The sequence below is a fragment of the Anaerolineae bacterium genome (assembly GCA_016931895.1).
Lineage (GTDB): Bacteria > Chloroflexota > Anaerolineae > 4572-78 > J111 > JAFGNV01.
Genome location: JAFGDY010000256.1, coordinates 1 through 12697, shown reverse-complemented (window position 1 = coordinate 12697; position 12697 = coordinate 1). Strand labels below are relative to the sequence as shown.

Sequence of the window (12697 nt, the reverse complement as noted above, 5' to 3'; positions counted from 1 at the left end):
GGCTCAGCCTGTTCTGCCTCCGGCCATTCGGCCAGCCAGGGAGGAGTCTCCGGCTCCACTTTGCCCTCCCCCTCAACCGGCGTCTCTTCGACCCTACCCAGCCAATCCGGTATTTCCAATTCCACTTCAGCAACAGGCTCGGTTGGCGCCGGCTCAACCGGAGCTTCTTCTTCCATCAACCAGTCGGGCAATTTGATCTCAGCTTCAGGGATGGCAGGTTCAGGTGCTACGGCTTCAGGCATTGGTTCGGCTGGCAGTTCTTCTGTCTCTGTCAACCAGTCCGGCATTTCGATCTCGGCTTCAGGGCCAGGCTCAACCACTTCATAGGCGGTAGAGGCTTCGTCTGAAGGAAGTGCCTCGCGCAGACCCGTTAACCAGGCCAGGGTATCCTGTTCCTGTTCGGCAGGCGGCAAGGGTTCTGGCCGGGTTTCTGTTGGCGGCAAGGGTTCAGAAAACATTTCGGCTTCTGCGTCAAGAACAACTTCCTCCTGGATTTCGGCTAATCCGGCTGTTTCCTCGGCTTTTGTTTCAAACCCCGCCGGAATCAAGGCCCCCGCCCAGTCCGGCAACAACGTTGCCGCCTCCTCTCCAGAGGAGGCCCCGGCCGGGACCAATTGGGCCGCCCAATCAGGCAAAGCGAACGGCATCTGTCCGGTTTCTGCCGTAGCAGGGATAAGGCTGGCTGCCCAGTTTGGCAAGGTCGGGGAAGCCGGTTTGGGTGAAAGCCGTTTGAGCGGTTTTAATCTCTTTAAGGTAGAAGCGGGCCGTGTACCTGAAGCACTCTCCTCTGTTTCTTCTTCAGGAAACGCTACAGCCGGTGGAAGGTCTGTTTCAGGCGGCCAGGTCAAATCATCTCCAGTTTGAGAGGCAGGGGCTGCGGCCGTGTCCGGCCCCAAGGCGATGCCGGAATCACCGAACCAATCAGGCTCGGCAGAAGGGGCCGCTTCAGCAACAGACGTATCGCCAGGGGCAGGCGCGTCAAAATCGGCCAACCAATCCTCAGACTCAACAAGGTTGGGAGTTTTAACAGCGGCCACGGGGGTGTCGTCTAGCGGGGGCGCGCCCAAGCCGGTCAGCCAATCGTCGGCGTCAGCCATCATTGGCCCAGGTTCTACAGTTTGCTCCGCTACCGGCGCCGGCGGTTGGCTTCCGGGGGTGGTTTGGATATTTTCTAACCAACCAGGCGGCTGACCGAGAGGTGGGGGTGATATTTCGGTTGGCGACTGGATATTCTCTAGCCACCGCGGCATACCGGCAGAGGGCGCTGCCGGTAATGACCCCGGCTCGGTTTGGATGTTTTGTAACCAACCCGGTATATCCTGAATTGGCCCAACCGGCTCTTGTTCTGCCGGCGTTTCAGCCGCGGCGATAGAAGTTTCTGCCGCTGCCGGCGGCGTATCAAACAGCCAATCTGGCTCTGTTTCATCGGCCATAGCGGGCTGGGGGGCAGCCGGCTCGGCCGCAAGCCAATCCGGGATGTCCTCTTCTACAGGCGCAACAGATGAAGGTGGAGGCGTAGTTTCGGCCAGGGGCGTTAGCCAATCAGGAAATTCTGAGCTTTCTGGCGCGGCATCGGTTTCAACGAATGTTTCTCCCTGGGCAATCCAATCAGGAATATCTGGCTCGGCAGAGGCGGATTCTGCCGGGCCGGCTACCTCATCTATCCCTTCGGTGATCCAATCGGGGATTTGCCAATCGGGAATGTCGGCGGCAAAGTCCGGCGTGGATTCGGCCAGGGGCGAAACCGTTTCCCATCCTTCGGCAGCAGGCATTTCTGTTTCTGTCAACCAGGCGGGTGTTTCGGCGGGCATAGAGGATTCCGGTCCGGTGGCCGCCTCCGGCGCAGATGGAGATTCCGTGAGCCAGTCGGGCGTTTCTGCCTCCGGGGGGAACGAGGGAGAAAATTGTTGACTTTCTACCGGCAAAGCCGTGTCTGGAGTTTCTTCTAAGGCTTCGGTCAACCAATCTGGCACTTCTTCATCGCTAACCGCGGGAGCTGATGGTGACGTAAAGGCGGGGGCCTCTGACGCTGATGATGGAGTTTCTAGGGCCTCGGTCAACCAGTCCGGCACTTCTTGGCCGCCAGAAGAAGAGGGGGGGGAGGCAGCCGTCGAAGGTTGTTCTGAAACTGTAAAGTCCGAGGGCGTTTGATCATAATCGCCCTGTTCCGGCCCGGTATCGGTCAACCAATCTGGCACCTCTGCCCCGGGCACCGGTGTATGCTCTTCGTAAAGGGGGGCTTGCTCATACCCCGCAGGCGTATCGTAATTTTCTTCTACCCCTGTGTCGCCCAGACCGGCCAAAAAATCGTCCAGCGGCGCTACAGGAGGTTCAACCGGTTGGGCCGCACTGCTCCACTCAACCGAGGTAGGCACGTTACGATCTGGCGCCACATCCAAACCTTCTTCGGCCATCTGTTCCAGCAGGTTAGAAAGTTTACTTTCTTCTTCCTGAGTAGGCGGCGGAGGGCCTATTCTCTCCTCTTCCGGCTTGGGTTCTGCTTCAAGACCAACCAGCCGGCCTTCTGTTTCACCATACTTGGTTAACAGCAGTTTGAGCCAGGTGGGCACCTGTTCCCGCACATTTTGGGTCAGTTCGGGCAGTTGGCCGGTAGTTACTTTTTGGGGACTTACCCGTTGCAGTTTTTTAACCATTACTCCCTCAATCAATCCGTATAAGGGCGGTCGGCGCCAATAAACACGCGCAGGCCGGTGGCAATTGTGCCCAGGGCAACTCCCAACAAAATACCCCGGACACCGGCCAGGGTGGGCACATCCAAAATCCAATCTTTGATCACGGGCAATTCCGGCCAGATATAAATGGAAACCGGCACTTGCCCTAACAAAACAATCACGGCAAAGAGCACAAAAAAGAATGTTTCCAGGCTACGCACCCTGAAGGCGCGAAACGCAGCCGTAGCAATAAAAACGGCCAATAGGGAAAAAAAGGTAGCCTCCAGCGGTTGCAAAACAAACTTAAAAATGCGCTGGCCGTTTTCCGATGCCGGGCCGCCATAGCCCATTATTAAGGTGATCATAAGTGAAGCCAATAAAACAATACTGTAAATTGAGCCTGGTTTGCGGGTGCGGATTCGGTGCCAATGAACGCTGATAACATTGGCCAGGCCCAAAAACAGGGCAAAGGCAACCACAATGGCCGTCCAACTGACCAGGAAAAAGCCTACGCCGTTGACGGTTTGTTTGAAGCCGGGGATGTTAAAAATTTCTCCTGGCCACTGCGCGGCAAACAGGTCGGCCAAAACAAATAGCCCCCCTACTATAGCCACCACCGTAGCAATAATGCGCCCAATCCGAATAATCATAATCCTGTAACTTAATTGCCGGTTATTTTACCCAAAATTCGCTCAATAAATAAAACGGCCATACTTTAGAGGCGGCCAGGATGCCGGTCAAAATGAACAAAAGAATCAGCCAACGCATGGTATCTTGAGCCACCAGGCTGCTGATATGGAAGGGACGTTGTTGGAGATAAGCGCCCGCAGCGTAAATCTCCTCCCCCAGCAGGGTTTCTTCCGCCGAGGCGTAAATGAAGGGCAAAGTATTGGGGTCGCTGGTGCCGCCGATGTGGCCACTACCGCGTCGGGCAGCTGTTTCACCCATCAGCAGGTACTCGTCGCCAAATTTTCCTACCAGCACATTGGCCTCAGTTTCATCAATATTCATCAAACTCATCACCCCGGCGGCATAAGCCGCCGGTTGAGGCGCAATCCAACGGATCTGGCGATAAGCTTCCTCGGCCACTTCCGGGTCGTCGGCGTGGGCGGCCCGTAACGCATTTTGGGCAAAAAGCATAACGGTGGGATCGGCCATGGACACAATCGGCGGCACCCCGGTGGTAGCGCCCTGTTCGGCCAGATAATCCAGCACCGTTAACCCGGCCAGGCTATCGGCCGTGGACTGGTTGGCCACGCTGCCCACCCCCACCGATAAATGCAGGGCGCGGCCCGCTTCTATGGCGCGGCCGGTAAATCCTTTCAGGGCTTCAAAAGCGTGGATTCGGCGCAGCGCGGGGGAACGACCGGCCGTAAGGCGGCCGGTGAAATAAAAGAGTAACCCGGCAAAAATAAGCAACAAAGCCATGCCCCAAATCAAAGGCTCCTGGGTCATAGCTGGGTCTCCTCCGAGCTGAAATTTACATCTGGCATTATGGCCTGGCCGGTTTGGGGTAACGCCTTATCTCCAGAGGCCGGCCCGGGTTTTTCTTCAAGACGGTCAATCAATTGCTCCAATTGCTCCGAATCTGCCAGCAAGTCAACCACATTTTGCGTAAAGTCCCGCGCCAGAAACAGGTTAAGCGTTGGCTGCGCCACCAACAGCAGTTGGCTGCCCAAAAAAGCAAGCGGCTTATTTGCTTCCAGGAGCAGAACGGCCGGCCCGGCCAGGCCCAAATTAGTGATCCTGGTGGCAAGTCTGTTGGCAAAGGTGCTCATTTTTTAATCAAATTTCATTGTACAAATTAGCGTAATAACCCCTATTATGCTAGTGTAAGTATACCACATGAAAAGATAGGTGTAAAATTGACATAAAGTAAAAGGGGTCATGGCCAAAAGAGAATTTACCATAGAAAACGAATACCTCTACAATCGCACCGGGCCGGTGCGCTGGATAGGGTCTCATGTGGCCCGTTATCCACTGCTGCCCACGGCGATGGTGGTAATGGCCGTTATTAATAATTTAGCCTATGGCTACATTCAGGTGTTTGTGGGCCAGGCCTTTGACTTGATCACTACCCCCAACTGGCTTATGTCTGGCCTGGCCTGGCTGGCTCTGGGGGCAGTGAGTATGGCCTTCATCCAGGGCATTACCGGCCTGGCCCGTAACTACGCCGCCGAGTTTTTGGCCCAGCGGGTGGAGCGCGATACCCGGGATGAACTGTACGTGAGTTTGTTGGGCAAGAGCCAAACTTTTCATGGCCGCCAGCGCATCGGCGACATCATGGCCCGGGCCACCAACGACGTCCGTTCGGTGAACTTAATGTTCAGCCCCGGCATGAATTTGATCGTCGACTCGGTGCTTGCGGCCATTACGCCCTTTGTGCTTATTGGCTTCATTGAGCCTACTCTGCTGGCGGCGCCGGGCGTTTTTCTGATCCTCTTTGCCCTGACCCTGGCCGATTACAACCGCAAACTCAAGCCGGTGAGTATTGCCATGCGGCAGCAATTTGGCGTGATGAACGCCGGCCTGGCCGAGTCCATTGCCGGGATAGAGACGGTTAAGGCCAACGTGCGGGAGCGATACGAGTGGCACAAATTCACCCAAAACGCCGGCCTGTTCCGGGATCATTTTGTGCGCCAGGGCGAAATTCAGGCGCTCTATTGGCCCATGTTGATGTTCAGCCTGTGTTGGGCCGGGGGTTTTTTACTGGCCCTGTTGTTGTGGCGGGCGGGCAGTTTGACCCTGGGCGAGGTGATCACGTTTATGGGCCTGATGGGCCTGTTCCGGTTTATCACGTTTATCTCTATTTTCTCTTTCAACCTGGTCCAATTGGGCGTGGCCGGGGCCGAACGTATTTTGCTGCTGCTTAACGCCGAAACCGAACTTGACGAGAACAAGGCCGGGCTGGCCAAACCCATTGAGGGCGAAGTTGTGTTTGACCACGTCAGTTTTGGCTATAATGATACCTGCACCCTCAAAAACATCAGCTTTACGGCCAAAGCGGGGCAAACCGTGGCCATTGTGGGGCAAACCGGCTCCGGCAAATCCTCGTTGACCCGCCTCATCAACCGTATTTTTGACGTTGACGGGGGCCAGGTGCGCATTGACGGCGTAGACGTGCGCGAGTGGAGTATGGAGTCGTTACGTTCTCAAATTTCAACTATTGAGCAAGACGTGTTTCTCTTTTCCGGCACCCTGGCCGAGAACATCGCCTTTGGCTGCGCCGAATCCAGGCCTGAGGCGGTTGAAGAAGCGGCCCGCCAGGCCCAGGCCCATGATTTTATTACCCACTTCAGCCAGGGTTACCAAACCGAGGTGGGCGAGCGCGGGGTTACGCTTTCCGGCGGCCAGCGCCAGCGTATTGCCATTGCCCGCGCCTTTCTCACCAACCCCCGCATCCTGATTTTAGACGACAGCACCAGCGCTATTGACAGCGCCACCGAAGACCAGATCCAGCGGGCCATGCGCCGGATCAGCCGCCAGCGCACCACGTTTCTCATCACCCACCGGCTCAGCCAGATTCGTTGGGCCGACCACATTTTGGTGCTCCGTCGCGGCGAGTTGGTGGACCAGGGCACGCACGACGAGTTGTTAGCGCGGAGCGCGGATTATCAAAAGATTTTTGCCAGATATGAGGCATAGGGAGAAGAAGTAGACGATGGGTTTTATTTTGGATGGCCTTGAGAGCGAGGCCTATGACCGCACTTACAGCGACAGCGAACTGTTACGCCGGATCACCAGCTACTTCCGGCCCCACGCCCCAAAGATGATCCTGGTAGCGGCGGCGATCACCTTAAACGCCATTGCCGGCGCGGGCGGGCCTATTCTTATTTCCAGGGCGCTGGACCTGGTCAGCCGAAACCCGACCACGGCCCTTATTTTGTTGATGTCGGGGGCGGTGCTGTTGTTGGGGTCGGCGGCGTGGGGATTTAATTTTATCCAGCAATTCTTTTCGGCGCGGGTGGTGGGCAACGTGGTGCTTAAACTGCGCGAGGATGTTTTTAACGCCACCATCGGCCATGATCTTTCCTTTTTTGACGAGCATCCCTCCGGCAAAATCGTCAGCCGGGTCACGTCCGACACCCAGGACTTTGCGGAAGTGGTCACCCTGACCACCAACCTGCTCAGCCAGATCACGCTGGTGGTGTTCCTCTCCATCTGGCTTTTTAGCATCAATGTTTGGCTGACCCTGCTGCTGATCGCCTTTGCCCCTATTGCCGTTACCATTGCCCTTAGCTTTCGGCGTATTGCCCGGCGGGTCACGCTTGACGCCCGTAAAGTAACGGCCATTATCAACGCCCAGATTCAAGAGTCGATCAGCGGGATCATGGTGGCCAAGAGTTTTCGCCAGGAGCAGGCCATCTACCGCACCTTTCTCCGCAACAACGAGCAGGGATACCGGGTGGGGCTGCGGCGCGGCCTCACGCTTAACTCAATTTTTCCCGTGCTGGGGGCGTCGTCCGGTTTGGGCGTGGCGGCCCTCATTTATGCCGGGGGCCTGGCCATCCGTAACAACGTGGTCACCACCGGCGAGTGGTACCTGTTTATGCAGGCTGTGGGTTTTTTCTGGTTTCCCCTGATCAGCATTGCCTCTTTTTGGAGCCAATTTCAGGATGGCCTGTCCGCCTCGGAGCGCGTTTTTGCCCTGATTGACGCCGAGCCGAAAGTGACGCAGCACGGGGCCGAGCCGGTCGCGCAATTACAAGGTCGGGTTGAATTTTGTAACGTCCACTTTAGCTACACCCCGGCGGAAATTGTTCTGCCCGACTTCTCGCTGGCCATTGCGCCCCGTGAGACCATCGCCCTGGTGGGCCATACCGGGGCGGGCAAAAGCAGCATCATCAAACTATTGACCCGTTTTTACGAGTTCCAGGGGGGGCAGATTTTAATTGACGGGCGGGACATTCGCGCCCTGGATTTGAACCGGTATCGCCGGCACATCGGCCTGGTTTCGCAAACGCCGTTTCTCTTTTCGGCCACTGTGGAAGAGAATATCCGTTACAGCAAACCCAACGCTACGGACGATGAGGTGTGCCAGGCCGCCATGAGCATCAGCCGGGGCGATTGGCTGGGCGATTTGCCCAACGGTTTGCAAACCGATGTCGGCGAGCGGGGGGCCAGCCTATCGTTAGGCCAGCGGCAGTTAGTGGCCCTGGCCCGGGTGCTGCTGGGCAACCCGGCCATTTTTATTCTTGATGAAGCTACGGCCAGTGTTGATCCCTTTACCGAAGCTCAAATTCAAGAGGGCCTGGATTACGTGATGCGCGACCGCACGACCATTGTTATTGCCCATCGCCTGTCCACGGTGAGACACGCCGACCGGATCATTGTGATGGACCGGGGCCGGATTGTGGAGGAAGGTACGCATGATTCTCTGCTGGCCGGGGGCGGCCACTACGCCGAGTTATACAACACCTATTTTCGGCACCAGTCGCCTTACGCCGAGGAGTACGCTCCCTGGCGGTTGGATATGGCCGCGGATTAGTTTGGCTTTGAGAGAGGATAGCGGCTGAAGCAAGGCTGTTTGGCCGGCGGGTTGGGAGGATAAAACCTCGGGGTGGAATGAAAGGTGTTATCCCGATTTGTCAATCAACCGGAATGAAGCTATAATCTACCCCGTAAATTAAAACCTGAACTTACAGGGACTTCAAGCCTTGATGGGAGATCGTCTAATGGTAGGACAGCGGCCTTTGGAGCCGTATATCCAGGTTCGAATCCTGGTCTCCCAGTTCGGCGCGAGCCGTAAAGTCAAATAACAAGGGGGCGTAGTGTAGTGGTCAACATGCCGGCCTGTCAAGCCGGAGATCGCGGGTTCAAGTCCCGTCGCTCCCGTAGTGACACGCCCTTCCCTCCCAGGGGAGGGCGTGCTTCAATAAAGGGTAGAATGCGCTGTTAGGTTGCCAGCCAGTGAGCGCATCCCCTTGTACTGTAAGTGCTGCGAGTAATGCTCGCAGCATTTGCTTTTTTAAATTGTAGTCATTCTTCTCCCAGAGAGTCTGGAAGTTTTCTATTAAATAACCTGCCGCTATAATAGCGTTTAATGGTATGTTTGTCAAATTGGCCAATTGCTCTCGATATAACGAACGTCTGCGTTCATATTCCGGTCGATCAATGTCTCCTTCCAGGTACAGTTCTTTAGCTCGCATTAGGCTTTGTTGCACGGTCTGATAGTGGACTTCTCTTTTCCCATCTGAGGCCATGCCCTGCATTAATCTGGAATGCCAATCAGCAGGCAGGTTCAATTGCTGAAAATGATTTGCCACCTGACATTCAATGACTTCGGCCAGCACAGTAATCTGATCACACTGCCCGTTTTGTTGGATACGGGTGGCACAACGATGATAGCGTAATCCTTGCTGATTACTGGCTGAACGCATGGTTTTACCGCAACTACCGCAATGTAACAACCCCGTGAGTGGATAAACAAGATGTCGTCTGGTTTTGCCGGGTGTAGTTGGAGCATTATAACGCAACTGGCGAACTGCTTGCACCTGGTCAAATAGATCCTGAGGGATGAGGGCCGGATGCTGACCCGGATACAGGGCGACCACATCCTTTCGCTTGCGTTTTTGTTGATCTTTGTTGGTGCCGTAATAGGGAACAACACCGGTGTAGAAGACCCGCAATAGCATCTCTCGAATGGTATCCTTTCCAAATACTGGTGGCCCGAAACGGCGCACATCGCCGGGCCGGCGCTTGGGTCGCAGGATATAGTTCTGCCCCTGGTAGCGAACCGTTTGCTGATTCAGGATATCGGCCACATCGCGGTCGGTGTAGAGCCCGGTTGCGCTCAGTTTGTAGGCCCGTCGCACCCCGACGGCTTCGATAGGATGGGCGATGAGATGTTCCCCGTCACCTCGATCGGGCCGGCCGACGTGGGGACAATAACCGGGGCCATTGGGATCGGCACATTCTGAACAGCATCCGGTGCAATAGCCGAAAGGGATCGAGCCGTTGTAGAGACCCTTACGGGCGCGTTCGCGTTTGCCCTTTTTGGTTTCGGCACTGAGCTTGTCGATGTAAATCTCGGCCAGCGTGCCCAACACCGCCAGGGTCAATTTGCCCCAGGGAGTGGTGAAGTCCAGGTTCTCGGTGATAGAGACAAAACCCACGTTGTGGCGGTTGAGTAGTTCGATGGCTGACAGAAGGCCGGTCAAGGAACGATAGAACCGGTCAATAGCATGCACCACCACCACATCAAAGTGACCGGATGACGCCCCCTGCAAGAGTTGGCGCAGAGCCGGGCGCTGGTCAAGCCGGCCGGATAACCCGGCGTCCGTATAGATGGGGCCGAGTTGCCAACCTTTTTGACCAATGAATTCCTCGATGGCCCGCTGCTGAGCATCAAGGCTGTGGCCGGCTTCCGCCTGGTCTTCGGTCGAGACGCGACGGTAGCCGACTGCTCTGAGTTTCATTGTTAAAGAACCTCCTCTGATGAGATAAAAAAACGTGCTTCACCTTAATCAGAGGTTGGAAGAATGTCAAATCACTGCCCCACATCGTGGGCGCTCTTCAGGTGACCATATCCGGTAGACTGAGCGCGACTTCTTCTAGGTCATCCGCCGGACCGACCACCCGTTGGTGCGAATCAGCCAGACATTCCTGAAAGGCCGGGTAAGCGACCAGGCGGACAATATCTTCGTCCTGAACGTATACCCGTTGAAAGACAGCTTCGAAAAGGTCTTTCAACTCCGCCGGGGTGGCCTGACGCCAGAGTGTGGCCGGGTTAGCCAGTAGCGCTTTCACCTGAGCATTGTCAAGATCAACGGGGCAAAGTAGGGTGGTCATCTCTTGTTCGAGTTCAGACTTTTTCTGTTGATATTGGGCGGTGGTGAAGGCGCCCTGCAAATAGAGTGTATTTAAATGATCAAAACGGGCCTGTAAATGGCGGCGTTGGCGTTCGATATCGGTCAAACCGCCCTCAGCTGAAACCAGATATGCCAAGATACGTTGCCTCCACGCATCAGACAGGACTAGAGTTTCCAATACAGCTATCACCTGATCTTCGAGCGACTCAGCCAAGACGGTCGGTTGGGGAGAGCGGGCACCTGGATCAAGCTTAGACTTGCCAATATTGGCCTTATCTCGGTAAAAGCGAACCCCACTGCCGTTGGCCACGGCTCGCATTTTACTGCGCAAGGGCCAACTGTAGAGAACACGGCTCAAGGGATAGACGCGTTCATGGGTTCTGTTTTTGGCTCGATTGGGGCGGTGTCCACGTCGATGGCGAATGGCTTGTACCCGGTCAAATAATTCCTGCGAGATTAGTGGTTGATGTTGACCAAGGTAAATTGCCCGGGCCTTTTTGAACTTCTTGCGCTCTTCGGCCACACCCTGACCACCACGATACTCAACCACCCCGGTATAGAAAGTACGACGGAGCAAGTCACGTACAGTGTCGTGACAAAAAGTAATGGAGGCAGAGTATCGTTTCCGGTCACCGGGTTTACGTTTGGGCCGAAAACGATAGGTCTGACCTTCAAACTCAAATTGATATTGGTTAAGCAAATAGGCGATGTCGGCATCAGAGTAGCAACCGAGGGCATACCATTTGTAGGCCAGCCGGGTGCCTTCAGACTCGATAGGGTGGGGAACCGGTATCTGACCATCCCCCAGGGGCGGACAACCAACCAGGGGACAGTAACCGGGGCCATTCGGGTCGGTGCAGTTCATACAGAGACCGTTGCAGTAGCCAAAGGGAATGGAGCCGTTGTACAGCCCCTCTCTGGCTCGCTGTTCCTTCCCCCGGCTGGTGGTTTCACTCAATTCATCAACATAGATTTCGGCCAGCGTGCCCAGAATATTGAGGATGAGTTTACCCCACTTGCTGGTGAAGTCGAGGTCTTCGTTGATGGAAACAAAACTGACGTCGCAATCACGCAGAAGCTTCATGGTGGACAGTAGGGATTCTAGCTTGCGATAAAGACGGCTGATATAGTAGACCACGACGATATCAAACTTGCCCCCCCGGGCATCGGCCAGCATCTGCTGCAAACCGGGACGGCTGGAGAGACGGCCTGACATGCCCTCGTCGCGATACACGGCAACGACTTCCCAGTTCCGACGGCGACAGTAGGCTTTCATATCACTCAACTGGCTGGCCGGGCTGCGTCCTTCTTCGGCCTGCCGATCGGTGGAGACCCGAATGTAGAGCGCAACGCGTCTCTTGCTGCGTTTGCTGGCGAGAATAATTGGAGTGGGATTTTCCAAGGCATAGGCAACTAGCAAACTGGTCAAAATGTTGTCATTAGTGGTATTATTGACAGGAAAGGGAGTTAGCAAGGCTACAATCAATATGGCCAAGAGGATCAGTTGATGAAGCCAGATCGGGTATTGAAACCTATCCATCATTCTGCAAATGATCCTCAAATTCCTGAATTATTTCTTGGCCAGGGCTGGCAGTATTTTCTGTAAGGAGACGCCGAATCATCAAGGCCATAATGCGACAGAGGTTTTCGATCTGTTTTTCGTGATTCATTAGGTGCCTTTCATTTTTGTAACTTGCGCCTGATTTTTTTGGAACGCTGGCAGGATTATGTGCTATGGACCGAACCGGATATGAACCAGAGCGATTCTCAAAATACCTAAAAACTCTGCTACAAAAACACGGCCTATCGATGCGTAAAGCTTCATTGGAAGCTGGGTTGAACCATAGTTCTGTGGGCGGTTTTGTGCGTGGCCGCCGACCGCATCGTGACTCTTGCCTGATCCTGGCCGAGTATTTCCACGTTGACCCCAACGAAATGTTAGAAGCAGCCGGCTACGAACCGATGCCGATCGTAGACCGTTCCCTGATTGATCCCCAGGAGTTCGCCCCCGAGGTGAAGGAGTTTGCCGCCGAACTGATGCGCTTCGCGCCTCAACGCCGGCGGGACATTATCACCGCGCTGCGAACTTTACTAAAAACGTCTTCGTGATGTTAGCCGTAATGATGATCAAGCCATCTTGCGATCAGGCAGGATGGCTATTTTTGTGTCGCCGGATTGTTCTCCGTTAGATATATGGCTATAATAGCAGGCGGG

General features: G+C 55.2%; 9 protein-coding genes and 2 tRNA genes. 5 read left to right on the top strand and 6 right to left on the bottom strand.

Annotated features, from left to right (window positions below):
• The 4 genes from JW953_19605 to JW953_19590 form a co-directional block, all read right to left on the bottom strand.
• Positions 1–2654, bottom strand: a 2654-nt coding sequence (locus JW953_19605; protein ID MBN1994910.1) for a hypothetical protein, incomplete at its 3' end; no start/stop codon positions are given.
• 11 nt (positions 2655–2665) lie between these two features.
• Positions 2666–3322, bottom strand: coding sequence for a hypothetical protein (locus tag JW953_19600; GenBank protein MBN1994909.1), 657 nt, complete (start codon positions 3320–3322; stop codon positions 2666–2668).
• A gap of 22 nt (positions 3323–3344) precedes the next feature.
• Positions 3345–4127, bottom strand: a complete 783-nt coding sequence (locus tag JW953_19595) for a hypothetical protein (protein MBN1994908.1) — start codon at positions 4125–4127, stop codon at positions 3345–3347.
• Positions 4124–4450, bottom strand: coding sequence for a hypothetical protein (locus JW953_19590; GenBank protein MBN1994907.1), 327 nt, complete (start codon positions 4448–4450; stop codon positions 4124–4126). Before JW953_19590 ends, JW953_19595 begins: the two co-directional genes overlap by 4 nt.
• Positions 4451–4559: 109 nt before the next feature.
• On the opposite strand from JW953_19590, the gene JW953_19585 reads away from it, so the two are divergent.
• The 4 genes from JW953_19585 to JW953_19570 all read left to right on the top strand — a co-directional run bounded on the left by JW953_19585 (position 4560) and on the right by JW953_19570 (position 8507).
• Positions 4560–6317, top strand: a complete 1758-nt coding sequence (locus JW953_19585; GenBank protein MBN1994906.1) for an ABC transporter ATP-binding protein — start codon at positions 4560–4562, stop codon at positions 6315–6317.
• A 16-nt stretch (positions 6318–6333) separates the two neighbouring features.
• Positions 6334–8160, top strand: a complete 1827-nt coding sequence (locus JW953_19580; GenBank protein ID MBN1994905.1) for an ABC transporter ATP-binding protein — start codon at positions 6334–6336, stop codon at positions 8158–8160.
• Between the two features lie 173 nt (positions 8161–8333).
• Positions 8334–8404, top strand: a tRNA-Gln gene (locus tag JW953_19575).
• Between the two features lie 30 nt (positions 8405–8434).
• Positions 8435–8507: transfer RNA gene (locus JW953_19570), tRNA-Asp, on the top strand.
• Here JW953_19570 and JW953_19565 read toward each other — a convergent pair.
• Together JW953_19565 and JW953_19560 are read right to left on the bottom strand one after the other, a co-directional pair.
• Positions 8489–10090: a recombinase family protein gene (locus tag JW953_19565; GenBank protein ID MBN1994904.1), complete on the bottom strand. Its 1602-nt coding sequence runs from the start codon at positions 10088–10090 to the stop codon at positions 8489–8491. The two genes, JW953_19570 and JW953_19565, sit on opposite strands and share 19 nt — an antisense overlap.
• A 97-nt stretch (positions 10091–10187) precedes the next feature.
• Positions 10188–12026 carry a recombinase family protein gene (locus JW953_19560; protein MBN1994903.1) on the bottom strand — a complete coding sequence of 613 codons (1839 nt, stop codon included), beginning with the start codon at positions 12024–12026 and terminating at the stop codon, positions 10188–10190.
• 191 nt (positions 12027–12217) lie between these two features.
• Here JW953_19560 and JW953_19555 point away from each other — a divergent pair, with 191 nt between their 5' ends.
• Positions 12218–12592, top strand: coding sequence for an XRE family transcriptional regulator (locus tag JW953_19555; protein ID MBN1994902.1), 375 nt, complete (start codon positions 12218–12220; stop codon positions 12590–12592).
• The last annotated feature ends 105 nt before the right edge of the window (positions 12593–12697 follow it).